This is a genomic window from Venatorbacter sp. C2-1, assembly GCF_022832715.1.
Taxonomy (GTDB): domain Bacteria; phylum Pseudomonadota; class Gammaproteobacteria; order Pseudomonadales; family Oceanobacteraceae; genus Venatoribacter; species Venatoribacter alkanivorans.
In genome coordinates this window covers 4,080,509-4,106,709 of the sequence record NZ_CP094879.1, presented here as the reverse complement: position 1 = coordinate 4,106,709, position 26,201 = coordinate 4,080,509, and the positions used below count along the sequence as shown (strand labels likewise).

22 protein-coding genes are annotated in these 26,201 nt (G+C 55.7%); 11 read left to right on the top strand and 11 right to left on the bottom strand.

The features are described 5' to 3' along the window. Positions 1 to 56 precede the first annotated feature (56 nt). On the top strand, positions 57 to 1,967 hold the full coding sequence (locus MT343_RS18485; RefSeq protein ID WP_145467703.1) for a methyl-accepting chemotaxis protein: 1,911 nt from the start codon (positions 57 to 59) through the stop codon (positions 1,965 to 1,967). Positions 1,968 to 2,168: 201 nt separating this feature from the next. After that, complete coding sequence (locus MT343_RS18480; RefSeq protein ID WP_145467705.1) at positions 2,169 to 3,242, top strand: patatin-like phospholipase family protein; 1,074 nt, start codon at positions 2,169 to 2,171, stop codon at positions 3,240 to 3,242. 53 nt (positions 3,243 to 3,295) lie between these two features. On the opposite strand, the gene MT343_RS18475 is transcribed toward MT343_RS18480, so the two are convergent. From MT343_RS18475 to argE, 7 genes are all read right to left on the bottom strand, one after another. Then, the gene (locus tag MT343_RS18475) at positions 3,296 to 4,888 is read right to left on the bottom strand and encodes a TonB family protein (RefSeq protein WP_145467707.1); all 1,593 of its coding nucleotides are present in this window, start codon (positions 4,886 to 4,888) and stop codon (positions 3,296 to 3,298) included. A gap of 90 nt (positions 4,889 to 4,978) precedes the next feature. Continuing rightward, positions 4,979 to 5,410, bottom strand: a complete 432-nt coding sequence (locus MT343_RS18470) for a phosphate ABC transporter substrate-binding protein (RefSeq protein ID WP_145467709.1) — start codon at positions 5,408 to 5,410, stop codon at positions 4,979 to 4,981. Between the two features lie 13 nt (positions 5,411 to 5,423). Continuing rightward, entirely contained in the window at positions 5,424 to 6,653 is a 1,230-nt protein-coding gene (locus MT343_RS18465; protein WP_145467711.1) for a porin, read from the bottom strand. Positions 6,654 to 6,830: 177 nt separating this feature from the next. Continuing rightward, a complete protein-coding gene (locus MT343_RS18460; RefSeq protein WP_145467713.1) occupies positions 6,831 to 7,706 on the bottom strand; it encodes a bile acid:sodium symporter family protein in 876 nt (291 codons plus the stop codon). Between the two features lie 176 nt (positions 7,707 to 7,882). Then, positions 7,883 to 8,650 carry a spermidine synthase gene (locus tag MT343_RS18455; protein ID WP_145467715.1) on the bottom strand — a complete coding sequence of 256 codons (768 nt, stop codon included), beginning with the start codon at positions 8,648 to 8,650 and terminating at the stop codon, positions 7,883 to 7,885. A 13-nt stretch (positions 8,651 to 8,663) separates the two neighbouring features. Then, positions 8,664 to 9,968, bottom strand: a complete 1,305-nt coding sequence (argA, locus tag MT343_RS18450; RefSeq protein ID WP_145467717.1) for an amino-acid N-acetyltransferase — start codon at positions 9,966 to 9,968, stop codon at positions 8,664 to 8,666. A gap of 62 nt (positions 9,969 to 10,030) precedes the next feature. Beyond that, positions 10,031 to 11,179 (bottom strand): acetylornithine deacetylase, encoded by a 1,149-nt coding sequence (argE, locus tag MT343_RS18445; protein WP_186435834.1) that lies wholly within the window; start codon positions 11,177 to 11,179, stop codon positions 10,031 to 10,033. A 93-nt stretch (positions 11,180 to 11,272) separates the two neighbouring features. Between argE and MT343_RS18440 the strand changes: the two genes are divergently transcribed. The 3 genes from MT343_RS18440 to MT343_RS18430 all read left to right on the top strand — a co-directional run bounded on the left by MT343_RS18440 (position 11,273) and on the right by MT343_RS18430 (position 15,072). Then, positions 11,273 to 12,679: a CYTH domain-containing protein gene (locus tag MT343_RS18440; protein ID WP_145467720.1), complete on the top strand. Its 1,407-nt coding sequence runs from the start codon at positions 11,273 to 11,275 to the stop codon at positions 12,677 to 12,679. 41 nt (positions 12,680 to 12,720) lie between these two features. Then, positions 12,721 to 14,493 (top strand): GspE/PulE family protein, encoded by a 1,773-nt coding sequence (locus MT343_RS18435; RefSeq protein WP_145467723.1) that lies wholly within the window; start codon positions 12,721 to 12,723, stop codon positions 14,491 to 14,493. Between the two features lie 81 nt (positions 14,494 to 14,574). Next, on the top strand, positions 14,575 to 15,072 hold the full coding sequence (locus MT343_RS18430) for a 3'-5' exonuclease (protein ID WP_145467725.1): 498 nt from the start codon (positions 14,575 to 14,577) through the stop codon (positions 15,070 to 15,072). An 89-nt stretch (positions 15,073 to 15,161) separates the two neighbouring features. Here the strand turns inward: MT343_RS18430 and lpxL are convergent, their stop codons facing one another. Genes lpxL through hldE form a run of 3 tightly spaced genes read right to left on the bottom strand, consistent with a single transcriptional unit; the run spans position 15,162 to position 18,479 of the window. Then, positions 15,162 to 16,091, bottom strand: coding sequence for an LpxL/LpxP family Kdo(2)-lipid IV(A) lauroyl/palmitoleoyl acyltransferase (gene lpxL / locus MT343_RS18425; protein ID WP_145467727.1), 930 nt, complete (start codon positions 16,089 to 16,091; stop codon positions 15,162 to 15,164). Next, positions 16,084 to 17,052 carry an ADP-glyceromanno-heptose 6-epimerase gene (gene rfaD, locus MT343_RS18420; RefSeq protein WP_145467729.1) on the bottom strand — a complete coding sequence of 323 codons (969 nt, stop codon included), beginning with the start codon at positions 17,050 to 17,052 and terminating at the stop codon, positions 16,084 to 16,086. Before rfaD ends, lpxL begins: the two co-directional genes overlap by 8 nt. Further along, positions 17,049 to 18,479, bottom strand: a complete 1,431-nt coding sequence (hldE, locus tag MT343_RS18415) for a bifunctional D-glycero-beta-D-manno-heptose-7-phosphate kinase/D-glycero-beta-D-manno-heptose 1-phosphate adenylyltransferase HldE (RefSeq protein ID WP_145467731.1) — start codon at positions 18,477 to 18,479, stop codon at positions 17,049 to 17,051. Before hldE ends, rfaD begins: the two co-directional genes overlap by 4 nt. Before the next feature lie 189 nt (positions 18,480 to 18,668). Here hldE and waaA point away from each other — a divergent pair, with 189 nt between their 5' ends. Next, positions 18,669 to 19,937, top strand: a complete 1,269-nt coding sequence (gene waaA / locus MT343_RS18410) for a lipid IV(A) 3-deoxy-D-manno-octulosonic acid transferase (protein ID WP_145467733.1) — start codon at positions 18,669 to 18,671, stop codon at positions 19,935 to 19,937. A 67-nt stretch (positions 19,938 to 20,004) separates the two neighbouring features. Here the strand turns inward: waaA and MT343_RS18405 are convergent, their stop codons facing one another. Beyond that, positions 20,005 to 21,336 (bottom strand): TolC family outer membrane protein, encoded by a 1,332-nt coding sequence (locus tag MT343_RS18405; protein ID WP_145467735.1) that lies wholly within the window; start codon positions 21,334 to 21,336, stop codon positions 20,005 to 20,007. 192 nt (positions 21,337 to 21,528) lie between these two features. Here MT343_RS18405 and MT343_RS18400 point away from each other — a divergent pair, with 192 nt between their 5' ends. The 5 genes from MT343_RS18400 (at position 21,529) to parE (ending at position 26,196) form a co-directional block, all read left to right on the top strand. Then, positions 21,529 to 22,131 carry an NUDIX domain-containing protein gene (locus MT343_RS18400; protein WP_243989432.1) on the top strand — a complete coding sequence of 201 codons (603 nt, stop codon included), beginning with the start codon at positions 21,529 to 21,531 and terminating at the stop codon, positions 22,129 to 22,131. 119 nt (positions 22,132 to 22,250) lie between these two features. Next, positions 22,251 to 22,721, top strand: a complete 471-nt coding sequence (locus MT343_RS18395; protein WP_186435835.1) for a DUF1249 domain-containing protein — start codon at positions 22,251 to 22,253, stop codon at positions 22,719 to 22,721. An 89-nt stretch (positions 22,722 to 22,810) separates the two neighbouring features. Then, positions 22,811 to 23,617: a 3',5'-cyclic-AMP phosphodiesterase gene (gene cpdA, locus MT343_RS18390; protein WP_145467739.1), complete on the top strand. Its 807-nt coding sequence runs from the start codon at positions 22,811 to 22,813 to the stop codon at positions 23,615 to 23,617. Beyond that, the gene (locus tag MT343_RS18385; protein ID WP_145467741.1) at positions 23,618 to 24,217 is read left to right on the top strand and encodes a YqiA/YcfP family alpha/beta fold hydrolase; all 600 of its coding nucleotides are present in this window, start codon (positions 23,618 to 23,620) and stop codon (positions 24,215 to 24,217) included. It abuts the gene before it with no gap. Between the two features lie 89 nt (positions 24,218 to 24,306). Beyond that, the gene (parE, locus tag MT343_RS18380) at positions 24,307 to 26,196 is read left to right on the top strand and encodes a DNA topoisomerase IV subunit B (protein ID WP_145467743.1); all 1,890 of its coding nucleotides are present in this window, start codon (positions 24,307 to 24,309) and stop codon (positions 26,194 to 26,196) included. Positions 26,197 to 26,201: the final 5 nt, after the last annotated feature.

Here is a 26,201-nt window from a genome sequence, read left to right as displayed (position 1 = left end):
GCTTGTTTTCGGCTGCTAATCTGAAGGAACCCTATTTTCCTTCAGGAGCCCCCCTCATGACCATTCGCCAGAAATTGCTGCTCAGTATGGGCGGTGCTCTGCTGCTGAGTGTGGCGCTGGTCGTCAGCATTGGCATCTGGCAAAGCCGCCAGCAGCTGGAGACCTATTGGCTGGGTTCTGCCCTGCCGGCGAACATCCGGGCCATTGCCCAGGAAATCGAAAAAGACCTGACCGCCGCTATTACCTCCTCTGAACTGATTGCCGATAACGCGCTGATGCAAAACTGGATTGAGCGTGGTGAGCCGCAGGAGGAATGGCCGCTGAATCAGGAATTTCTTGAAGCCATTGCCCGCCGGCAAAAGGCTGACAGTGCTCACTTTGTATCGGCTCTGAGCCGCAACTACTACACCCAGAAAGGCATCAGCCGTAAGGTTACCGCAGAGAACGACGGCTGGTTTTTTGGCTTTCTCGATAAGGGCCTGAAACGCGCTCTGCAGCTGGATGTGGATAAAACCAGCGGCAAACCCACCTTATTTATTAATGTCCGCATCGAACGTAATGGTAAAGCACTGGGCATCAGTGGTTTAGGCATCGGTCTGCAGGAAATGGCCGAACGCATCCGTCAATTCCGTTTTGCTGAAACCGGCATCGTTTATCTGACGGACAATAGCGGCAATATACTGATTCACCCGGATCTGAAGTTATCCGGTGTGCCACTGGCACAGCATATGCCGGCGCTTAACGCCCAGCAGTTGCTGGCAGCGACGGCCGGTGATCTGGTGGAATTTGAGCGGGACGGTAAACCGATCATTGCATCTGCCATGCAGCTGGATGAGGTGGACTGGCATCTGGTGGTGGAGGTTCCGCGCGGGGAAATCTACGGTGTGCTGCGCAAATCTACGTTGTTATCGCTGGGTGTAGGAATCGTGACGGCACTGGTCTTTCTTGGTCTGATTGCGCTCCTTGCTGACCGGATGACACTGCCGTTACGCCGTATTACCCAGGCACTGATCAGCATAGGCCAGGGCGGTGGCGACCTGACTCAGACTCTTAAAGTCGAAAGTAACGATGAACTTGGCCAGCTGGCGCGTGGCTTTAACGACTTTATGGAATCGCAGCGGCAGATGATTCGCGGCATCCTCGATACTGCTGAGCAGGTAAAAACCTATACCGAACAGATTGAAGAAGTGGTGACCACCAATCACAGCTGGGCGTCTGAGCAGAGCAAACTGACCGATTCGGTTGCGACCGCAATTTACGAAATGGAAGCAACGGTGCAGGAAGTGGCGCGTAACGCCACGGAAACGGCAACCAAACTGGAAAGTGTCGGTACCGACGCCGGCCGTATCCGCGGTGATATGGAGCGCTCGGAAAGCCAGGTAAACAGCATGTCGGCGGACATCCGTGAATCGGCCGATGCCATTGGCCAGCTGGCACAGCAGGTCAGCGATATCGGTCAGGTGATCCAGGTGATCAGCGCGATTTCCGAGCAGACCAACCTGCTGGCACTGAACGCCGCCATTGAGGCGGCGCGCGCCGGTGAGCATGGCCGTGGCTTTGCCGTGGTGGCTGATGAGGTGCGTAATCTGGCCCGCCGTACCCAGGAATCGACCAGCGAAATCGAAGCCATCATTGAGCGCCTGCAGCAGGGGTCGCAGCGAGCCGTTAAAGCCATGGAAGCCGGTGAAGGCGCGACCGCAGAAACGGTATCGGCAGCCAAACGCATGGGCGAAGCGCTGACCAGCATCAGCGAAAACGTCAGTGATGTGGTGGGCCTCAGCCATCAGGTGGCAACAGCCACGGAAGAACAAAGCTCAGTAACCGAAGACATCAGCCGCAATGTGCAGAACATTGCTGAACTGAGCAGCCGCTCCAGTGACGGTCTGACCATGTGTCAGCAGGAAGTACAGGAGCTGGCCAAGCTGGCTCAGCAGCTGGCCAAACAGATGATGCAGTTCCGCCTGTAGCCGGACGCTGCATTGTTTTACGGCAGCCGCGTCCTGTGGCTGCCGTGCACTTTCCATTAATCCAGAGCGAATAGCAGGTTATTCAGAGGTTTCTCAGGGCCTGTTTAATGAGTGTTGACAGGCCCTTAGCATCTTTGCCCCTTAATTTTGTCATGCAGACAGGGTAGAAAGAGCACTTCCTGTGGTTCTGGAGCATGAGGCATGAAGCCCGCTTTAAAAATCTTTGCCGGTCACGAAGCGCTGGCGCATATCCGCGCCAATGGTTTGCAGTCATCCGATATCGAAATGATGCTGGGTGCTTCCGGCGGCCCCAAATGGTTATCGCTGGCGGCGATGGATCGTTACCTGCTGAGTGAATGGGTACGCGACCGCCGGCAGCCTTTGCATGTACTGGGTACCTCAGCCGGTGCCTGGCGTATGGCCTGTTATGCGCAGAACGATCCGCTCGCGGCCCATGCGCGTCTGCAGGAGGCCTATATCAGCCAGCAATACGCTTCGGCCAAACCGACAGCACAGGAAGTGGCAGCGGTTTGTCGTCATATTCTGGATGTGATCCTTGGCGCAACCGGTACGCAGGAGATCATCAATAACCCGGTGGTGCGTTATCACACGCTGGTGGCGCGCTGCCGTGGTCTGGCCGGAGCGGATCATAAGGTACCGCAAACGCTGGGGCTGGCTGGCGCCATGACCGCCAACCTGTTCGCCCGCAGTGCCATGCGCCCGTGGATTGAGCGGGTGGTGTTTCATCATCCGCAGCGTGCGCCGATTGATCATTACCCGCATCTGCCGGCGCGCCATGTGACCTTAACCGAAGATAATCTGCAGCCGGCGATTCTCGCCAGTGGCGCGATTCCGCTGGTGATTGCCGGAGTACGTAATATTCCCGGTGCACCGCGCGGTACTTACCGTGATGGCGGCATCACTGACTATCAGTTTGATTTACCGGTGCTGCCGGAAAAGGGCTTTGTGCTTTATCCGCACTATTTTGCCAAAGCCCCGAAAGGCGGCTGGTTTGATAAGAAGCTGCGCTGGCGCACGGCCTCGCGGGAGAATTATCGCCGCACGATCATTATTGCGCCGTCCTGGGAGTTTGCAGCGACGCTGCCCGGTGGGCGCATTCCTGACCTGGATGATTTTTACGATTACCCGGATTACGGCGAGCGCCGCCGGCGCTGGGATATCGCACTGGCAGCCTGTGAGCGGTTGGGAGATGAGCTGGCCGATATTGATCAGCAGCAGCGCTGGGCGGAAGTGGCCGAACCTCTGCCCTGGTGAGGTCGCTGGTGCCATGCCTGTCTGCGCTAACAGACGGGCATGGCGGGCATATCTCAGAGTTTGAAGTCGTGGCTGACTTTAAGCTTCAGGCTGCTGTCGCTGAGTTCTGCAGGCAGCGGCGGGAAAGGAGCGTTCTGTTTGACGGCGTTGATTAATGCCTGAGTCAGTTCGCGGTGACGGTTGTTGCTGAGTTCTTTAATCTCGCCCAGTTTACCGTCGCGCAGAATTTCCACCTGTAATTCCACCAGACCTTTTTTCTTCAGAATCTGAGCCGCTTTCGGATATTCAACCGCACTCAGAATACGCTCACGCTGCACATCCTCGTAACTCTGACGCAGCTGTCCCTGTTGTGCCGGCGGCGCTTTTTTCACCTGCAGTGATTTGGGCGGCTGTGGCATCGCCATGGTTGGCTGTTCTGCCCCCTGCAGCGAGAAGCGGTAACTTACACTGAGCGGCCACTGCTGGCCTTCGAGATCGTCGTTGATACTGATCTTGCTGGCCGCACTCTGCACCGCACGCTGTACTTCGCTGACTAACAGCTTGGCGACACTGTCATCACGCGCGCGCAGGTTGAAGGTTTCACCGGCACGGTTCAGCTCCAGATCCATTTCCACCAGACCTTCCTGAGCAAACTGTTTGGCCCAGGCCGGGTAGCTGACTTCGGCTTCCAGCTGGCGCTGTAACTGCCATTGCAGTTGCTGCAGGTAGTAGTCCTGTTCGGCGGCGAGAATGTCGGCGCTTTTCGCGGTGCTTTTGCTGTTGCTGGCTTTGCTGCTGGCGGGTTTCTGCGCTTTGGCTAAACGCTCTGCCTGAGCCTTGATGGCGGTAGCCTGGGCCTGACGCAGCTGCTCGGCGCGTTGCTTGGCCAGCTTCTCGGCGGCTTCACGTGCGGCGCGTTCTTCGGCCAGACGGCGGGCTTCAGCCTCGCGCTGTTTTCTGGCTTCCTGTTCGGCTTTTTCGGCTTCCAGCTCGGCAGCCCGTGCCTGTTGCTGCTGGCGTTCCTGTTCGGCTTGCTGAGCAGCGCGCTCGGCGTTGAGCCAGCCGGAATACAGCTGGTTGCGTGCGGCCGGGATTTCATGGGTCAGCAGCAGACGACGGTTTTGTTCGGCAGCGGCGGAGGTGTCCTGCTGCAGGATATGCTGGCGGAACTCGCGCGATGGCGGCAGTTTGCCGATCCAGGTATTGAGCAGGTAGTTAAACAGTTCGACGCCGCTGCTCTCAATCACCAGTTCGCGGTTAAGCAGAACGCGGGTGTTGCCGCCGGGCTGATAATCGACACGGATTTCGTCATCGCGGTGCAGGTCGTCACGCGGAAACTGGGTAAATTCCATCACCGCCTGCTGTACCTGAGTATCGGCGCTGAGGTTATCGTTATTGATGGAGATATTGTTCTGCCACTGCTGTGCCCATTTACGTGGCGACCAGCGTTCGGTACTGACAATCAGCTGCATGCGTTTGGCAGTGTCAGGCGAGAGAATGGCGTCCGGGTCCTGTTCCGGAGCGGGCAGATAAAGACCGGCAACATAGTATTCGCGGGTCAGGTAGTAATAGGAAGCGCTGCCGTTGAGTACCAGTTCTGCGGCCTGTAACTGAGAGAACGGCAGGGTTCCGGTCAGTAAAGCGATCATCAGAAATGCTCGGATCATGTATTCGCATCCTTGTTGAAATTAGGCGGGCAAGAATAAGACGAGTTGTGCTTACAAAAAAGCCCCGGACGCATGCGTCCGGGGCCAGTGTCAGTCTTTAATGGTGTAAAGCACCGCAACGCTGGCATCAACGGCATAGGCGTTGATGTAGCCAATGGCGTTCAGGTCGGCGGCAACGGCAGCCTTCATGGCATCAGCGTCACCGACTTCACGTGGCGGTTGCTTCTTGCCGGAGAAGATTGAACGTGACCAGTAAGCATGCAGCTGTGACGGGTTTTTGTTCAGAATTTTACGTCCGAACTTTTCGCGTACGCTGTCGCCTTTGGCCAGATCGTAAGGCACGGCCGCAGTCCCATCAGGAAACTTGCTGGCCTTACCCAGATAAATACGTTCGATCAGGTCGGCATCGATACCCGTGTAGGTATTGTTATTCTTCAGATTGACGATCACAGCGATGTCAGCCCAGCTTGCAGCGCTCAGGCTCAGCAGTGTGGTCATTCCCAGGGCTTTGATAAATTTCATGCGTATTAGCTCCTCAGAATACCAGCTGTAATGCGGCGCGGTAGAGAGTTCCGGAGGCGCCTGGCAGGCCCTGATTGGTTTCCTCTATGTGGTGTGATGCTTCCAGTTTAAAGGCGGTCGCTTCATCCAGGTCGTAGCGCATACCGAGGGTGATACTTTCGTCTTCACCGCGCAGCATCATCATTTCCTGCACCTTGCCGACATCGCCGCCGTCGAGACGGTCACGCGAGGTAGAGTAGGTGGTGTGAATGGTCAGAGCGTCAAAACGCTTGGCCAGAGACGCCAGCCAGGCGAAGTTATCCACATACAGGCCGGAGTCGAAGTTGATGATTGCGGTCTCGGCGATAAAGCTCCAGTCACCGTTATCCCAGGTAGTTGCCAGGTTGTAGTAACGCGCTTTCTTGTCGTCGAAGTTGAACGTTTCCTTGGTTTCCTCACTCATGCTGTTTGTCAGCAGGGTGGCGGCGGTCTGGGCGATATCGATACGGCGGGCACCGCTGGCGGCCAGATCGTACAGGGCCTCATCGGGGGTTTTAGTACCTGTCCCTACATCGATCAGAGTCTGCATATCTGCGGCAGAATCCAGCGTCATCTGCGTCTGCTGCATACCAACACGCAGACCGAAATCACCCATATACAGGTTCAGGGTAGCGCCGGCGAAGTTGTTCAGCTCGGACTCATAGGCTTCGTTAAACAACACGATTTCTTTGTCACGACGGCCGTAGTTCAGCTGAATCTGACCGTCGAAGCTGTCAAAACTGAAGCGTTTGATGATGTCGGCACCGTTGTAATCGGAGAATGGAATACCGTAAGCATCACCGGTTGGACGGATCCAGTTGTAGGCGTAACCCACGTCGAGGAATTCGGAGTAGTAGAAGAACGGAATACGCAGACGACCGAAACGGATATCGGTGCTGTCGTTCAGCGCGTGGCTGATAAAGGCCAGCGAGGTGCGTACCGCGAAATCTTCTTCACCTTTGGCGGTCAGCTGGATAGTGGCACTGGTGCGCTCGCTGATCTCTTTACTGATCTGCAGGCCCATCATGGTGTCGCGGTTGAAGAATTGCGGGCTGCCCGACTCATACGACTCAATGGTGATGTCGTCTTCGTCGAGGTAGTAAGCGCCGGCATTCAGAAAGCCATAAACGTTAAGGCCGTTATCAGCGATTGCCTGGCCTGCACTGCAAAGCAGTAACGCACAAGGCAACAGGCTCTTGGTGGTTGATAAAGTTCGGGTTCGCATAGAGTCCTCCGTCAGTGAGGCGCGGATTCTAGCGTAAATGGTACGTTGGTTGGGGATTTGCTAAGACAATTTACCGAGAGATGAGTCACAAAAATGTGTTTAGTTACATCCTGAGACAGCTGACGGCGGGCCGGACGCTGTTTGCCCGGCCACGCTGTCCGTCAGGGAATATTCTCTTCAGGCCACCGCAACCTGGCGACGGTCGCGGCGTAAGACTGCAATGGTAAACAAACTGGCACTGACGAACATGATCAGACTGTAAACGCTGGGTGCGATCGACATTTCGGCGCTCTGCAGAATGCTGGTGGTGATCAGCAGGGCCAGAGTTCCGTTCTGTAAACCGACTTCAAGACTGATTGCACGTGCCTGCGCTTCGCTGTGCAGGAACCAGCGTCCGGCCAGATAGCCAAGACCCATGGTGCTGATGTTCAGCAGCAGTGCGGCAGGTCCGGCCTGCAGGGTAAAGCCGATCAGCTTATCGCCGAGGTTAATACAGATAGAGACGATCACCGCAACCAGCACAATCACAGAAAAACGTGTGATCAGCGGTTCCATACGGCGGGCAAACTGCTGCCATTTTGCGCGGATCGCCATACCGATCACCACCGGAATCACGGTAATAATCATCAGCTTGATCCAGGTGCTGACAATCGGCAGCTCAAAGTGTGAACCGGCATCGCTGTAATGGTTAATGGCCCAGACGCCGAGTAACGGAATGGTGAACGGCGTAATAAAACCAATCACCGCCGTCAGCGACACCGACAGGCCAACATCGGCACGGGCGAGAAAACTGTACAGATTGGAGGTGGTGCCACCGGGGCAGAGAGCAAGAATAAACAGGCCGATGGCGATTTCACCATGCAGACCGGTCACGGCGATGACCGCCATCGCGATCAGTGGCAGCAGTAACATCTGACAGAAGGCACCAATCAGAAAGCCTCTCGGCTGGCGGAATACACGACGGAAATCTTCCGGAGTCAGGCCGAGACCAACGCCGACCATAATTAAAATCAGGGCGACCGGCAGGCCGATCTGAATAAGCGACTGCAACATACTGAGTACTCTTGTTGTTATTCTGGTGATCAGACGTGGGCAGTCAGAGGTCTGCTCCGTACTGATCTTGTAATCAGCACGCTACCCTATGGTTGCAGTGGCGGCAACGGCTGTTCGTGTCACTAAGCCGGGAAGTTTGTAATTCTTTGTAGGCACCAGTGCGCTGTGCGGCTGTATCAGCGGTGGCGGTAAAAGCCTTTTACCACACTCCAGAGATTAAAACCGGCCAGTGGGGAGCGCTGCACGCAGCGTTCGCGGGCCGTTTTTTTATCGGCAATTTCCGCGTATTTACTGGCCCAGAGTATCCAGTTGCCATCGGTGGTGGTGCTTTGCAGCAATTGCGGGAAACGCTGTTTTAACTGTGCCAGACAGTCTGTCTGTTCGCGGTGTTCTTTCCACAAATTCAGTACCAGCCAGCCGTGAGCCGATAAATGGCGTTCGCATAAATCGAGAAAGTCGCTCTGCAATACCAGCGGATCAAGGCCATCGGCCAGATACAGATCGCAGATTAATAAATCGCACTGTCCCTGCTCGCTGTTGCGTAAAAATTCGGCGGCATCGCTGACATGGGTGCTCAGACGCTTGTCACGGGGCAGAGCAAAATACTGCTGCGCGATCTGAAATACTGCCTGACGGAGATCGACCGTCTGAATCGTTGCCTGCGGCAGCCAGTGGAACAGTGTGCTGGCCAGAGTACCGCCGCCGGTTCCCAGCAGCGTGATATTTGCCGGTGGTGTCGAGGCGTCGGATTGCATCAGCACGGCGACCATGGCACGGGCATATTCGTGCTGTAACTGCAGTGGCGCACTTTTCAGCTGGCAGCTTTGTTCGTCGGCGGTGCCAAAACTTAAATAGCGTTTATTGCCGTCGTCGAACACCAGAATGGGGCCGAATTCATCGTAACGCCGATGAATTTCGCGCCCCAGGTGAGAGAGTGAAATCACGGTTGCTTATTACTCACAAGGATTTGAAAAATACCTTGGAATTACGCTGGAAGTTATACAGCTTCTGCCGCTCCTGCGGTAATTCGGTAACGGCACCGGCAACAAAACCATTTTCGATAAACCAGTGGGCGGTACGTGTGGTTAACACAAATAATTGTTTGTAATGACGCCGCTGGGCTTCCTGCTCAATCTGTTCGAGCAGACGCTGACCACGATTCGTACCACGATAATCGGCATGCACGGCCACACAGGCCAGTTCGGCTTTATCGTCGGAGTAAGGGTAGAGCGCCGCACAGGCGGTGATCATGCCGTCGCGTTCAATCACATAAAAACGCTGAATTTCGTTTTCCAGTAATTCCCGTGAACGGCGCACCAGAATGCCCTGATCTTCCAGCGGACGCAGTAATTCAAGAATACCAACCACATCGTCGCTTCTGGCATTACGCAGCTGATCGTAGGCGTATTGCGTGACCATGGTGCCACGCCCTTCGCGTGAGAATAATTCCTGCAGCAGGGCACCGTCGTCGGCGTAACTCAGCAGGTGTACCCGCGGCACGCCCTGACGCACGCTTTTTATCGCCGCTTCGGCATGGCAGCGCACTTCGCCTTTCCAGGCCTGCAGACGCGGTTCAAGATCCATACAGGTTAATTCTTTAATCAGCTCGCCGTCGTCATCCAGCAATCCGGACTGCTCGCCCATAATAATTAATTTATCGGCGCGCAGTGCCACGGCGGTGTGCTGTGCCACGTCTTCGACCGTGAGGTTAAACATTTCACCCGACGGCGAGTAACCGGCCGATGACAGCAGCACGACGTTACGCTGCGCCAGTAATTCGCTGATGGCCTGATGTTCAATACGCCGCACTTCGCCGGTGTGCTGATAATCAACACCGTCAATCACACCCAGTGGTTTGGCGGTGACGAAATTACCGCTGACCACGCGGATGCGTGCACCGTGCATCGGCGAGTTGGGCAGGCCGATTGACAGGCGTGATTCGACATCGGCTTTTACCATACCGACCGCTGCTTTTACGGCATTTAAGGCTTCGCCATCGGTGATGCGTAAATCGTTGTGAAAACGGCTCTGGATATCCAGCTTGCTTAATACCGCATCAATCTGTGGTCGCGCGCCATGCACCAGTACCAGGCGTACACCAAGGCTGGTCAGCAGGGCGATGTCCTGCACCACATGATTGAAATTGTCGTGCGCAATGGCATCGCCTTCGAACATGATGACGAAGGTTTTACCGCGGTGCGCATTAATGTACGGCGATGATTGACGGAACCATTGCACGTAAGCGGTGGTATCTGGATTCACTCGGCTTTTTCACTCCTGAAACAGGTTTTTAATGTTGGCGTTGATTTAAGCATGAGCCGCGCTCAGACAGAAGGGTGCAGACAGAAGCGCTCAATCAGGCCGCGTAATAATTCCACACAGGGTTCAATCTGATCCTGCGCCAGATATTCATCCACCTGATGCGCCTGATCGATATTACCCGGCCCGAGCACAATGGTGTCGATGCCCAGTTCCTGCAGAAAAGGTGCTTCGGTGGCGTAATTAACGGCGGCGCTGATATGGCCGGTTAAGCGTTCGGCGGCCTGAACCAGTGGGCTGGTGGCGGCGGTTTCAAAAGAATTCACGCCGGGAAATAACGGCTCGAAAGAAAACTCGACGCGGTTCTGCTCGGCAATGGGGTTTAACCGCTGGCGGATTTCTTCGCGCAGATCGTCGTTGCTCATACCCGGCAGGGTGCGTAAATCGAAGGCCAATTCACAGCTGCCACAGATACGGTTGGGGTTATCGCCACCGTGAATACAGCCAAGGTTGAGCGTCGGCACCTGCACTGCAAAATGCGCGTTCTGATAACGGCCGGCCAGATCACGGCGCAGATTCATTAATTCATTCATCACCGGCACCATGGCATCGAGGGCGTTGATGCCGAGATCCGGGTTGGATGAATGTCCGGCTTTACCGGTTAAGCGCACGCTCTCCATCATGATGCCTTTGTGCATACGGATGGGTTTTAAGCTGGTGGGTTCACCGACCACCGCATAGCGCGCTTTCGGCTTACCCTGCTGCGCCAGCGCGCGCGCACCGCACATGGAGCTTTCTTCATCGGCGGTGGCGAGAATAATCAGCGGCTGTTTAAAGTCGCTGGCCTGATAGTGCTTAAGGGCTTCGAGAACCAGAGCGAAGAAGCCTTTCATATCGCAGGTGCCGAGCCCGTAAAAACGGCCGTCACGTTCAGTCAGGGTAAAAGGGTCGGACTGCCAGCGTTCCGGATTACAGGGCACGGTATCGGTATGACCGCTGAGCACCAGGCCACCATCACCGCGCCCCAGGGTGGCAATCAGATTGGCTTTACCGGGGAAGCCTTCCAGCGGCAGAATTTCGCAGGCAAAGCCCAGCTCACTGAACCACTGGGCCAGAGTGTTGATCACCGGCAGATTGCTTTCATCGTATTCCGGCAACACCGAGCTGATGCTGTTGTGAGCAATAAGGGTGGTAAGACGGCTGATCAGATCCATAACTGGCCTTTTATAAATAACGACGCTGTTAATAACAGTGTTTAAAGCATCACTGAGCTTGCTTATAGCGGGGCGCCTCATGACAATAGCGCCATGACTAAAGAAACCGAACTCAAGCTCCGCATCAGCCCGCAATCTTTGCCTGCGCTGACTCAATTCCTGAACACTCAGGCCCGGCCTCTGAGCCATTCTACGCTGAAAAACTGGTACCTCGATACGCCCGCAGCGGCGTTATCGTCGGCCCGTGCGGCTTTGCGTATCCGCCAGCACGGTGATGGCTACGAACAGACGCTTAAAACCCGTGGCCAGAGCCAGGCCGGCATACATCAGCGTGGTGAATGGAACTGGCCATTAACCTCCCCACAGCTCGACAGTACCCTACTGCAGAGTGCCGAAGTGGCTGAGCACTGGCCAGCCAGCATCAATGTTGCTGAGCTGGGCGAAATCTTCACCACCCATTTTGAACGCCAGGCCTGGCTGTGGCAGCTGGATGGCTGTGAAGCCGAAGTGGTGCTGGATCAGGGCGAGGTGAGCAGCGGGCGCAAGACCCTGCCGTTGTGCGAAGTCGAGCTGGAATTAAAACAGGGCGATGCCGCCGGTTTGTGGGCAATGGCCCTGCAGCTGGCCGAACAGGCGCCACTCTGGCTGAGTGATATCAGCAAGGCCGAACGTGGCTACCGTCTGGCGCGCCTCAGTCAGCCCTGGGCACAGACCCCGGGCGTGAGCGCCGAAGACGATATGGCCGCCGCACTGCCGCAGTGGCTGAGCTATGAACTCTTACACCTGCAGCGTGCGCTGGAGCATTGCCTGTGGGACAACAATATTCATGGTGCGCTGGATGCCTGGACACACTGGCAGGCGCTGCGTGCCCTGCCGCAGCTGGCCGGTAAGGCTATCCGCCGTAATCAGACCCGCGCCCTGCGTGAAGCACTGGACCAGCTGCAACAGCCACTGCAGCAGCTGGCGGCCACGGCCCAGCTGCTCAGCTATCTGCGCTCTGCCGATGAAGAAAGTGACGTGCGCGACGAACTAAACAGCCTGCAGGCGGTCTGGATGGAGCGCCTGCAACAGCTGCGTGATGACGCGGTGCTGGCACAAGCGCTGACACAGGCAGCGGCGGCCTTGTATGCATTGCCGCCGCTAAAAGAAGGCAGCGAGCAGGCAGGCCACTGGTTGCGTCACCTGCTGCGTCAGCATCAGCCGTTGCTGGAACAGCTTAAACGTCAGCGACCACAATCGACCGAGCAGTGGCGTGGCATGGCACACGAGCTGGCTCTGCTGTGTATGGCCTGTGATTATGCCCGTGCATTGCCGCAGGTGAATGCGCCCGGTGAAACAGTGTGGCGTGCGCTGTCTGATATGCTTAACGCAGAAACTTTGTTACAAAGACCCTGGCCCCTGCCGCCACTGAACCCGGCTGCTGGCGCTGAACAACGCACGGCCGATGACTACAGCGGCTGGGCAGAAGAGCACCTGCAGCATCTGGCCAGACAACTCTGAGGCGGGTGCGCAGAAAAAATACACGGATTAGGGAATGACACATGCAGGCTCAGGCGGAACGCCAACTCTCATTACCATCGCTGATTGAAGATCTGCGCCGCGACCAGCTGCTCAACGACGAAGATCATCAGCTGGCGCTGAGCATCCGTCGTAAGCCGGAAGAGAAAAGCCTGCACGTCCTCACCCTGCTGGGTAAACAGAATTTCGCCGACGCCCGCCACAAAGGCCGGGTGTTAAATGAGCATCTGCTGATCGACTGGCTGGCCGAGCGCCATAAAATGGAAGCCGTGCAGATCGATCCGCTGGAAGTGGACGTGTCGGCAGTGACCGATGTGATGTCTTACGCCTTTGCTGAACGTCACCGTATTCTGGCGGTGAAAGTGAGCACCGATACCGTGGTGGTTGCCTGTGCCGAGCCGGAAGTGGACAGCTGGATTGCCGACGTTGAGCACGTTACCCGTCGTCAGGTAAAACGTGTGCTGGCTGCGCCCAGTGATATCGAACGTTACCGCGTAGAGTTTTATCAGCTGGCCAACTCGGTCAATCGTGCACGCCAGAGCCACAAAGGCGCCAGCGTGGTGCAGAATCTGGAGTCCATGCTGGAGCTGGGCAAAGCCCGCGCGCCGGACGCCAATGACGAGCACATCGTCAATATCGTTGACTGGTTACTGCAGTACGCTTTCGATCAGCGTGCCAGTGATATTCACATCGAGCCACGGCGCGAAGTCGGCCATGTGCGCTTCCGTATCGACGGTGTGCTGCACAATGTTTACGAACTGCCGGCGCAGGTTGCGATGGCGGTGGTGGCGCGGATCAAATCGCTGGGGCGGATGAACATCGCCGAAAAGCGCAAACCTCAGGACAGCCGCTTAAAAACCAAAACCCCGTCCGGTCAGGAAGTGGAGCTGCGCTTATCGACGCTGCCGACCGCCTTTGGCGAAAAACTGGTGATGCGGGTATTTGATCCGCAGGTGCTGGTGCGCAGTTTCTCTGAGCTGGGTTTCAGCAAAGAAGACAATCGCCGCTGGGCGGAAATGACGCGCAACAACCACGGCATCATTTTTGTTACCGGGCCGACCGGTTCCGGTAAAACCACCACGCTGTATTCCACCCTTAAACAGCTGGCGACGCCGGAAGTGAACGTGTCCACCATCGAAGACCCGATCGAAATGGTGGAGCCCGCGTTTAACCAGATGCAGGTACACCCCGGCATCGACCTGACCTTCGCCAGTGGCGTGCGCGCCTTACTTCGTCAGGACCCTGATATCATCATGGTCGGTGAGGTGCGTGACCTTGAGACCGCCGAAATTGCCGTTCAGGCGGCATTAACCGGCCATCTGGTTCTCTCTACCCTGCACACCAATGATGCCCCCTCGGCCTTTACCCGTTTAATGGAGCTGGGGCTGCCGGCATATTTAATCCGTTCCAGCGTACTGGGTGTGATGGCGCAGCGTCTGGTGCGGACGTTATGCCCGCACTGCAAGATGAAAGAAAAAGTCGATGAGCACGCCTGGAAGCAGCTGACGGCTCCCTGGCTGGTGAAAACGCCGGAGCATGTGTACGCCGCCAAAGGATGCCTCGAATGCCGGGGCACCGGTTATATGGGGCGGATGGGTATTTATGAAGTGATGCCTATGACCGAGAATCTGGAAATGATGATCAACGACCAGATGGATCATATCAAACTGCGTCAGGCGGCAATGAAAGAAGGTATGCACAGCCTGCGCTTAAGCGGTGCACATAAGGTCGCCGCAGGCATGACCACGGTCGCAGAAGTGATGCGTGTGGCACCTTTGTCGAGAATGCAGTCGTAAAAGTGTTAGCCGGTACATAGAGAGCCGGCGTTGCAGCGACTAGAATGAACGTTTAAATAAGAACAGTAAGGAAATGCCCTCGTGGATATCAGCGTACCGCCCATTATCGACCTTGAGGCCTCCGGTTTCGGACGGGGCAGCTATCCGATTGAGGTGGGCTTTGCGCTGGAAGACCGCATGGTACACAGCTTTCTGATCAAGCCGGCACCGACCTGGCTGCACTGGAGTGTGGAAGCTGAGCTGATTCACGGTATCTCGCGCGAGCAGCTGCAGGAAGAAGGCATGACCCCGCGCGAAGTCGCGCTGAAGATGAACGAAATTCTGCGCGGCAAAACCCTCTATTCCGATGCCTGGAGCTTTGACAGCTCGTGGATGGGACGCCTGTTTGACGAAGCCGAACTGGTGCAGCGTTTCCGTATTGAGACCATTAATAAACTACTGACGCCGGAGCAGATGGAAGCCTGGCACGACACCAAAAAATCCCTCTGGCATACCATGAATATTGAGCGCCACCGTGCGGCTAATGATGTGCAGGTACTGCAGGAAACCTTTTTGCGGGTAACTGCCAGTACGGTTTAACGGTCGTTGCGATCCGGCATCAGCCGCCCATAAAAAAACGAGCCCTGGTGGCTCGTTTTTTTATGGTTAACGCCGCTGCTTGGTTCTGCTCAATTCGAACGGTACAGCATCCCTTTTTTCTCTTTCGCGTCCGGGCGGGTTTTAAAGCGCTGGTGCAGCCATAAATACTGGCTCGGATGCTGGCGCAGTTGCTCTTCAAGGAAAGCATTGGCCATACGGGCGTCGGCGCTGTCGTCTTCACCGGGAATCGGCAACGGATCATGAATGGTCATGGTGTAACCACGGTTATCGTCGTTGCGGAAATAGGTGATAGGCATCACCAGTGCATTACCGGCTTTGGCGATGCGTGACGTTGCCGTAATGGTGGCTGCAGGTACGCCAAAAAAATTGACAAAGACACTGTTTTTACGGCCAAAATCCTGATCCTGCGCATACCAGAGAATATCGCCCTGTTTCAGGGTGCGGATAAAACCGCGGATATCTTTGCGGGTAAAGCAATGCTTATACAGACGGCCACGGTTCTGCTCCATCAGATAATTCATCACCAGGTTATTCTGCGGCCGGTAGCTGACGTTAAAGGTCAGTTTATTACTGAGCAGCGTGCCCGCCAGATCAAGCATGGAGTAGTGTGCGCCGAGCAGCATAATGCCGCGTCCTTCCGCCTGGGCAGCGGCTACTTTTTCCAGTCCGACAAAGGTGGTTCTGTTGACCAGATAATCCGGTTTACGGAACCAGGCGATCATGGTTTCCATGATGCCGATACCGTTGTCGATAAACACCTGACGTACCAGAGCGCGCTGTTCTTGCGCAGATTTCTCCGGGAAACACAGACGGATATTGACCTCGACAATATTACGCCGGTTTCTGGCTGCTTTATGCAGCAGCAGTCCAATACCTTTGCCGATACGCAACTGTACGGCAAACGGCAGGCGGGTAATGCATACCATCAGTCCGACCAGCAGCCAGACCGGCCAGTGTTGCGGTTTTAACAGGGCTTTAGGGAAATGCTGCTCAGCCATTTAACCAGTCCATATAGCTGAACACACCCTGTTCTACGGTCGCGAAATCAGCGCTGTAACCGGCCGCGCGCAGGGCGCTGATATCCGCTTCGGTAAAGCTCTGGTAGGCGCCTTTTAAATGATCGGGGAAAGGAACGTATTCTTTTCTGCCGTTGATTTGTTCTGCCGCCGGGCGCTCGCTGTGCCATTTAATAACGGCATCGGCGACGTCGTTAAAGCTCTGGCACTGGCCGGTACCCAGGTTGAAAATGCCGCTCTTGTCCGGGTTGGCCCAGAACCACAGGTTCACTTTCACCACATCGCCGACAAAGACAAAATCGCGGCGCTGTTCTCCATCACCATAACCGCCACTGCCGCCGAACAGTTTGCACACGCCGTTGTCTTTCAGCTGGTTATTAAAGTGGAAAGCCACCGATGACATCGAGCCTTTGTGCTGCTCGCGCGGGCCGTACACATTGAAATAACGGAAACCAACGACCTGGCTGGTCAGCGTGTGCTGAATGGAACGCACATACTGGTCGAACTGCCATTTGCTGTAGCCGTAAACATTCAGCGGTTTTTCGTGGCTGCGTTCTTCTTTAAACACATCGCTGCCGCCGTAAACGGAAGCGCTGGAGGCGTATAAAAAGGCAATGCCTTTAGCCTGACAGGCGTGCAGCAGCACTTTGGAATATTCGTAGTTATTTTCCATCATGAATTTGCCGTCCCACTCGGTGGTGGAGGAGCAGGCGCCTTCGTGGAAAATCACTTCGACGTTATCAAGGATGCCGTCGTTATTTTTTACCCGTTGCAGGAAATCGTCTTTATCCAGATAGTCGGCGATATCGCAGTCGCTGATGTTATAAAACTTTTTACCATCACTCAGGTCGTCGACCACGATAATGTCTTTACGGCCCTGTTCGTTCAGGGTTTTAACGATGTTGCTGCCAATAAAGCCGGCGCCGCCGGTTACGATAATCATGCTTCGGTCTCCTGAATTTTTTTCACAATCGCGGACGTTGAGCAGTTGTCTTTAAAGCTCAGAATAATTACGTCGCCGCCGTTGTTCTGTACACACTGACCACCGGCAATCTGCTCGATGGTGTAGTCGCCGCCTTTCACCAGAATATCCGGCAGAATACGGCAGATTAAACGCTCCGGGGTATCTTCGGCGAAGGGCACAACCCAGTCGACACTTTCCAGTCCGGCCAGTACGGCCATACGGTGGTCGAGCGGATTAATCGGCCGGGTCGGGCCTTTTAAGCGGCTGACGGATTCATCGGAATTTACGGCCACCAGTAAACGGTCGCCCAGCGCTTTGGCTTCTTTTAAATACTGCACATGGCCGGGGTGAATAATGTCGAAACAGCCGTTGGTCATTACCAGGGTTTCGCCACGGCTGCGGGCTTCCTCTACCAGTAATTGCAGGCTGTCTTCGTCAAAAATACCGGCACCAAGACGGTTTTCGCTGCGCAGGTCGCGGCGCAATTCTTCCGTGGTTACCGTGGCAGTACCCAGCTTGCCGACCACGATACCGGCAGCGGTATTGGCCAGTACGGTGGCTTTTTCCAGCGGTTGGCCGGCGGCCAGCGCGGCGGCCAGTACGGAGATTACGGTGTCGCCGGCACCGGTGACATCGTAAACCTCACGTGCCCGCGCCGGCAGGTGGAAAGGTTCCTGTTCGCGCTGTACCAGGGTCATGCCTTTTTCGCTGCGGGTCACCAGAATGGCCTGCAGGTCGTAATCACTGATCAGTTTCCGGGCCTTGGTAACCAGGGTGTCATCGTCGGCGGCAGGGCCAACCACGGCTTCAAACTCGCTCAGATTCGGCGTGATCAGGGTAGCGCCGCGATAGCGCTCAAAGTCGGTGCCTTTGGGATCGACCAGAACCGGGACAGAAATTTTCCGCGCGGCGTTAATCAGGCCCTGCGGATTGCTCAGTGCGCCTTTGCCATAGTCGGACAGAATCACGACGTTGGCGGCGGCTAGACGCTGATCGAAGTCGGTGTACAGATTGCTGAGATCGGTGGCGTCGAAGGCTTCTTCAAAGTCGAGACGGATCAGCTGCTGGTGGCGGCTCATAATCCGTAATTTGGTGATGGTCGGGTGACTCGGGTGTTCAAGGAAGCTGCAGTTCACATTGGCCAGTTCGAGCATGGCGGCCAGCGCTTTGCCGTTTTCGTCGTTACCGGTAATGCCCAGCAGATCGACACCGGCGCCTAAAGTGGCAATGTTCAGGGCAACGTTACCGGCACCGCCGGCGCGGTTTTCCACATCCTGAATCTTTACTACGGGAACCGGTGCCTCCGGCGAGATACGTGATGTCGGGCCCTGCCAGTAGCGGTCGAGCATTACATCGCCAAACACCAGCACGCGGGCCTGATGAAAATCGGGAACGGTTACATCCATAGTGGTTTTACACGTCTGCAGCTGTCAGAAAAATGAGCGGGGAGTTTAACATAGAGCCAGGCGGCGGTGTGCTACTCCTTGCTTATGCTGTCTCACGGTTTTGTATGTCTTAAATTGCGCCAGTCACTGCCGGGAAGTCAGCCTGTGGTATGATGCCGCGCTTTGATCCGGGTTAACGGCGGGAGTTCTGTGGCGCGTTTTTTTTATTCTCTGTTGTACGCTTTTTTACTGCCCGTGCTGGTGTTGCGCCTGTGGTGGCGTGGCCGGCTGAATCCGGGATATCGCCAGCGTCTGCGTGAGCGTTTCGGTATTCTGCCGCATCGTCCGCCGGCCAATGGGTTATGGATACATGCAGTATCGGTAGGCGAAACGCTGGCGGCGGCACCTCTGGTTAAGTCCTTTCAGATGCGTCACCCGAATATTCCGGTGATTGTCACCACCACAACCCCAACGGGGTCGGAGCAGGTGCAGCGCCTGTTTGGTGCCGGTGTTTACCATATGTATCTGCCTTACGATCTGCCCTGGTTCTGGCGTAACTTTCTCAATGCCCTGCGTCCCGGTTTGCTGGTGGTGATGGAAACTGAACTCTGGCCTAACCTGCTGGCCTGCTGCGAGCAGCGCCGTATTCCGGTGATGCTGGCCAATGCCCGGCTGTCAGAAAAATCAGCCCGTGGTTATGAAAAATTTGCCGCACTGACCCAACCGATGCTGCAGCGCCTGACGACGGTAGCGGTACAGAATGCCGCCGATGGCCAGCGCTTTCTCGATCTCGGTCTGCCGTCAGAGCGGCTGGAAGTAACCGGCAGTGTTAAATTCGATATGGATGTACCGCCGATGGTGCCGGTACAGGGGGCGGCATTGCGTGAACAGTGGGGCTCTGAGCGTCCGGTGCTGGCGCTGGCCTCCAGCCATGCCGGTGAAGATGAACTGCTGCTTGATCTGTATCCGCGTTTGCAGACCGTTTGCCCGGAATTGCTGTTGCTGCTGATTCCGCGTCATCCGGAACGCTTTGAAGCCGTAACCAATGCGGTACGCAGCCGTGGCTTGCGGGTGCAGCGCCGCAGTACCGGCAGTGCCTCTGAGCAAACGCAGGTTTACGTTGCCGACACCATGGGCGAGATGCTGCAGCTGTTAGCTGCTGCCGATCTGGTGCTGGTCGGTGGCAGTCTGATTGCCCACGGCGGTCATAATCCGATAGAGCCGGCGGCACTGGGTAAAGCAACCCTGATTGGCCCGCACCATATGAACTTCGCGGTGATCGTCGATAACCTGCAGAATGCCGGCGCACTGGCGCTGGTCAGCGATCAGGCAGATGAGTTACTGGTGCAGTTGCAGAGTTATCTGAGCGATACCGATCTGCGCAGCCGTATGGGCGCTGCCGGACAGGCTGCGGTCGATGCCAACCGCGGTGCGGTGAAGCGCCTGACCGAACTCTGCGGGGCGCATCTGAAGCTGTAAGCTGAGCAAACAACAGACAATAAAAAACCCGCCGTGGCGGGTTTTTTATTGTCTGTAATACGCAGAATTAAGCGCTGGCCAGCCAGCTGTTCAGCGTCTGGATATCGCCTTCGTTCAGGGTGCCGGCGTAGAACTTCAGGCTCAGCAGATTGATGATGTAATCGTAACGGGCGTTGGCGTAGTCACGCTGGGCGCTGAACAGGTTCTTTTGCGCGTTCAGTACTTCAACGATGTTACGGGTTCCCACTTTATAGCCGGTCTGGGTCGCTTCCAGAGCACTCTGGGCTGAGGTAATAGCCTGCTTACGGGCTTTGATATTCAGCGTATCGGTCTGTACCTGGCGGAACAGGCTGCGGATATTCTGCTTAACATCGCGACGCTGTTTTTCCAGCTGATAATCGGCGGCGGCGTAGTTCAGGGCAGACTGTTTGCTCTGACCATAGAGCGAACCACCGGCCAGCAGCGGCATGGAGATCTTCACGCCGATAGCTGTAACAGTGCTGTCGGTCGGATCGTCACCGGTAAAAGGTGCCTGATCGGCATCGGTGTAGCTACCGAACAGACTGACGTTTGGCAGGTGGTTGGAGCGTGCGGCATTACGCTGCAGACGTACACCGTCTTTGCTCGCTTCAGCGATCAGTACACCGGCGTACTTATCCAGACCAGACTGTACCCAGTCAGCGGCGTTCGCTGGCTGTGGCATTTCCATCGCAACGTCGGCCTTCAGCGGGGATACATCTTCAAAGCGCTGGCCGGTGAGCTGTTCCAGAGCTTCGTAACTGATATCCAGTGCCGCTTCCTGACCCAGCAGGTTCACGTAAGACAGGTCATAACCGGCCTGAGCTTCGTGTACATCGGTGATGGCAATCAGACCCACTTCAAAGCGCTGTTTGGTTTGTTCCAGTGAGCGTTTAACGGCTTTTTCTTCAGCCTGAGCAGTCGACAGATTGTCCTGAGCGCGCAGTACATTGAAGTATGCCTGAGCGGTGCGTAACAGCAGTTGCTGTTCCGCCAGTTGCAGCTCCAGACCGGCAGCATCATCGCCACTGACGGCGGCCTGATAGGTGTACCAGCTGTTCAGATTAAACAGGGTCTGGGAAGCGGTTACTTCCAGGCTGCCAAGGTCATAATCCTTATTGGTTTTAACGTAGCCGCCATTGGCCAGATTGAGGGATTCGGCTTCAGAGCTGACACTGGTATGGCTGTAAGAAATCTGGGCCTGGGGCAGCAGGGCACCGCGGGCAATAGTGACGTTGTAGCTGTTGGCTTCGCGGATCGCACGGGCTGCGGCAATTTCCGCGTCGTTGCTGGCCGCCTGCTGGTAGATGGTGCTAAGGTCCGCCGCATTTGCAGCGCCGGAAGCTAACAGTGCAATCGTCAGAGAGAGCAGTTTTTTCATAGAGGTGCCTTTCGCAGCGGGTATGAATTCGTTGAGTCCTGCCGGATTCTAACAGAAAAAATCCGGCAAAAATGGTGCTGATTGTTCCATAAATAAGAACACAGCGTGCAGCGGCCTGATGTGCCGGAATGGCAGAAGCAGGCAATATTCTTATTCAGTAATATAGGTAGGTCAAGTATGGCAGGAAGTCATGTGGCGTTTGATCGGAATGATGTTGAAGTGGCAGCGCGTGATGTGGCTTTTAATGGTTTTTTTCGTATAGAAAAAATCCGCCTGCGTCACCGCATGTTTACCGGTGGCTGGAGCGGCTATTTCGAGCGAGAGCTGTTTGAACGTGGTGAAGCGGTGTGTGTGTTGTTGTTTGATCCGCAGCGTGATTGTGTGGTGCTGACGGAACAGTTCCGTATTGGCGCGCTGGCTGATGAGCACTCGCCATGGTTGCTGGAACTGGTTGCCGGCATGGTCGAGCCGGGCGAGAGCTATGCTGAAGTAGCACGGCGCGAAACGGAAGAAGAAGCAGGCTGCAGCTTTAATGAGTTACTGCCAATCTGTAACTACTGGGTATCTCCCGGCGGCACCAGCGAGCGGGTACAACTGTACTGTGCGTTGATCGACAGCGAAGGTGTTGGTGGAATTCACGGTCTGGCGGACGAAAATGAAGATATCCGGTTGGCCAGAATGAGCTTCAGCGAGGCCTATGCGGCGGTGGAAAATGGCCGCATCAACAATGCCGCGACCATCATGGCGCTGCAGTGGCTGCATATTCATCACCTGCAGTTGCTGCAGAAAAAGTAATAGCCAGGCGCCGTGTTAGCCTCATTTATTCTGATACTGGCGGCGCCTGAGCGGATTCGCTAGGCTGCGCTGAGTTTGAACACCGGTTCAGAAGATGCGCACCGGTAAGGAGAAAGTGATTGCTTAAAAAACGTCAGCGTTATGTTCCCGATCTGCAGGAAATGGCGGCACTGTGTGAAGCCAACTACCTGCGCTTGCTCAAGCTTCTGACGGGCGCAGAAGTCGGGGAAGAACGCGTCTTCCAGCTCAGTAACGACCTGCACAGTGCGCGGGTACGGCTGTGTGTGGATGAAGATCACCGTTATACCACCATGGTGTCAGTGACACAGGAAGGTCTCAGTCCGGAATGGTTACAGCCGTTGTCGATGCAGGTACGGTTGTATCACGATGCCAGCATGGCCGAAGTGCTCAGTTATCAGAACCAGCAGCGTTTTGATGGGCGTTATACCTATCCCAATCCGGCGATGCGTATGCCGGACGAAAAAGTGCAACTGAATCGTTTTCTGGCGGAATGGCTGGATCACTGTTTAAAATACGGTCAGACCATTCAGCCTATCGTGCTTGCGGACCGCATATTACCTGTCAGATGAAGGTTTATTGTGAACTTCATTCCGGTTGATTTGCGCATTTGCCGATAAAGTTGGAAACTGACAAAAACAACTAGGGACAGGGGTGCAGTTTGTATTCACTGGATACGGAAAATACGCTGCGGCTGGTACAGATTACCGACACCCACCTGAATGGCCCCGAAGAGGGTCATTTGCTCGGTATGAAAACGCTGCACAGCATGCACTGTGTGCTTGATATTGTGCGTCAGGAACGTCCCGACATCGATACTATTATTGTCACCGGCGATCTGGCTCAGGATGGCAGCGTACGCGCTTATCAGCATCTGCATAATGCTCTGCAGCCCTTTGCCTGCCCGGTCTTCTGGTTTGAAGGCAATCATGATGTACCCGCCAGCATGCAGGAAGTCGCCGAAGACACAGAACACCTGCAGCGCATCGTACGCAGTAAACACTGGCAGCTGATTCTGCTGAACTCACAGGTCGAAGGTTCTGTATATGGCCGTCTGGCTCCGGATCAGCTGGAGTTGCTTGAGCGCGCCCTGAGTGAACGTCCCGATCTGCATTCTCTGGTCAGCTTTCATCATCACCCACTGCCGATGGGCAGCCGCTGGATTGACCGCATCGGTGTGAAAAATGCCGATGAGGTGCTGGCCGTTATCCGTCGTCACAGTAATGTGCGCTGTGTGCTCTGGGGGCATGTACATCAGGAAAGCGACCAGATGATTGATGGCGTACGTTATATGTCAACGCCTTCAACCTGCGTGCAGTTTACGCCGAAGTCCGAAGAGTTCTCGGTGGATACTCTGGCGCCCGGTTACCGCTGGCTGGATCTGCATGCCGATGGCTCAATCGATACCGGCGTCAGCCGTGTTGAGGGCATTGAATTTGAAATCGATTACTCGGTAAAAGGCTACTGATTGTATTCTCCCTCTATTGGCTGTCTGTATCTGCACGGCTTTCTCAGTTCCCCGCAATCCCTGAAAGCGCAGCAACTCCTGCGTTTTTATGAAACCCATCTGACACCGCAACAACTGGTTATTCCGACGCTGCCGTTTGCACCGGCCGATGCCATTGAACTGGCCCGTGCTGAGCTTAAGCGGCTGCAGCAAGACTTTGCTCAGGTGTATATCATCGGCAGTTCGCTTGGCGGGTTTTACGCTACCCATTTGGCCGAAACCGAAGGTGTGCCAGCGGTGCTGGTGAATCCGGCGGTACGGCCGTTCGATCTGTTTGAACATTATCTGGGGCCAAACACCCATTACTACAGCGGCGAAGTGCATGAGCTGACCCATGAGCATATCGGGCAGTTACGGGCGCTCGATTGTGCGCAGATTCAGCACCCTGAACGACTGTTACTGCTGTTGCAGACCGGCGACGAAACCCTCGATTACCGTCTGGCCGCAGAGCTGTACCGCAACAGTCCGGCCTGGCTGGAAGGCGGTGGCAACCACAGTTTTGAGCGCTTTATCGAACGCATGCCGATGTTGCTGGCCTTTGCCGCCCGTTTTCATTGCTGAATTATTAGAAGTGCCCCTCTGACTTCCCACTGCCTTCCCGTTATACTCCGCCGTTGATTATGGATTTCCGCTGGCAGCCAGAGGTTTGAATGTCTAAGCAATATACAGCGTCGTCGATTGAGGTTTTAAGCGGCCTGGACCCGGTACGTAAACGTCCGGGCATGTACACCGATACCACCCGTCCTAACCACCTGGCACAGGAAGTGATCGACAACTCGGTGGATGAGGCGCTGGCCGGACACGCCACGACCATTGAAGTCACGCTGCATGGCGACGGTTCGATGACCGTGCTTGATGATGGCCGTGGTATGCCGACCGATATTCACCCTGAGCACGGTGTCTCCGGGGTTGAGCTGATTCTCAGTCAGCTGCATGCCGGTGGTAAGTTCTCCAACGACAATTATCAGTTCTCCGGCGGTCTGCACGGTGTGGGTGTGTCGGTGGTTAACGCTCTGTCGCAGGTGCTGGAAGTTACTATCTGGCGTGATGGCCAGGTACACCGCATCGGCTTCAAAGATGGCTACAAAGCCCTCGACCTGCAGGTGGTGGAAACCTGTGCGAAGAAAAAGACCGGCACCAGTGTACGTTTCCTGCCGGACCCTAAGTATTTCGATTCCCCGCGTTTTTCGGTGCCGCGTTTAAAGCACGTGCTGCGCGCCAAAGCGGTTTTGTGTCCGGGCCTGCGCATTAAATTCAACGCGCCGAATGCCGAAGACAGTGCCGAATGGTATTACGAAGACGGCCTGAAAGATTATCTGAAAGTTCACAGCACCGGTTATGAAGTGCTGCCGGCTGAGCCGTTTGTCGGTTCCATGACCGGCACCACCGAAGGCGTTGACTGGGCTGTACACTGGCAGCCGGAAGGCGGCGAGCTGCTGCAGGAAAGCTACGTTAACCTGATTCCCACGGCTCAGGGCGGTACCCACGTGAATGGTTTCCGCTCCGGTCTGCTGGATGCGCTGCGCGAGTTCTGTGAATTCCGCAACCTGCTGCCACGCGGCATCAAACTGACTCCGGACGATCTGTGGGAGCGCTGCTCTTATGTGCTGTCAGCCAAGCTTGCTGATCCGCAGTTTGCCGGCCAGACCAAAGAGCGTTTGTCGTCGCGTGAGGCATCGGCCTTTATCTCCGGCGTGGTGAAAGACGCCTTCGCGCTGTGGCTGAACGAGCATACCGGCGAAGCAGAACAGCTGGCGGAAATGGCGATTTACAGTGCCCAGACCCGTCTGCGTAAATCCAAGACCGTTGCCCGTAAGAAGATTACTCAGGGCCCGGCGCTGCCAGGCAAGCTGGCGGACTGTACCGGTCAGGACGGCGAGCGTACCGAACTCTTTCTGGTGGAAGGGGACTCGGCCGGCGGTTCGGCCAAACAGGCCCGCGACCGTGAGTTTCAGGCCATCATGCCGCTGCGCGGTAAAATCCTGAACACCTGGGAAGTAGACTCCAACGAGATTCTGGCGTCGCAGGAAGTGCACGATATTGCGGTCGCACTGGGCATCGATCCGGGCTCAGATGATTTATCCGGCCTGCGTTATGGCAAGATATGTATTCTCGCCGATGCCGACTCCGACGGCCTGCATATTGCTACTCTGTTGTGTGCGTTGTTTGTCCGCCACTTCCGCAAGCTGGTGGCCGAAGGGCATGTGTATGTCGCTATGCCGCCGTTGTATCGTATCGATATCGGCAAAGACGTTTACTACGCCCTTGATGAAGGTGAGAAGCAGGGTGTACTGGAACGTATCAAAGCGGAAAACAAACGCGGTAAAGTGAACGTACAGCGCTTCAAAGGTCTGGGTGAAATGAACCCGCTGCAGCTGCGCGAAACCACGATGGACCCGAACACCCGTCGTCTGGTGCAACTGGGTCTGGAGCCGGGTGATGGCACCAACGAAATGATGGACATGTTGCTGGCCAAGAAGCGTGCGGGTGACCGCAAAAACTGGCTGGAACAACGTGGCAACGAAGCCGAAATTGCCTGACCGCA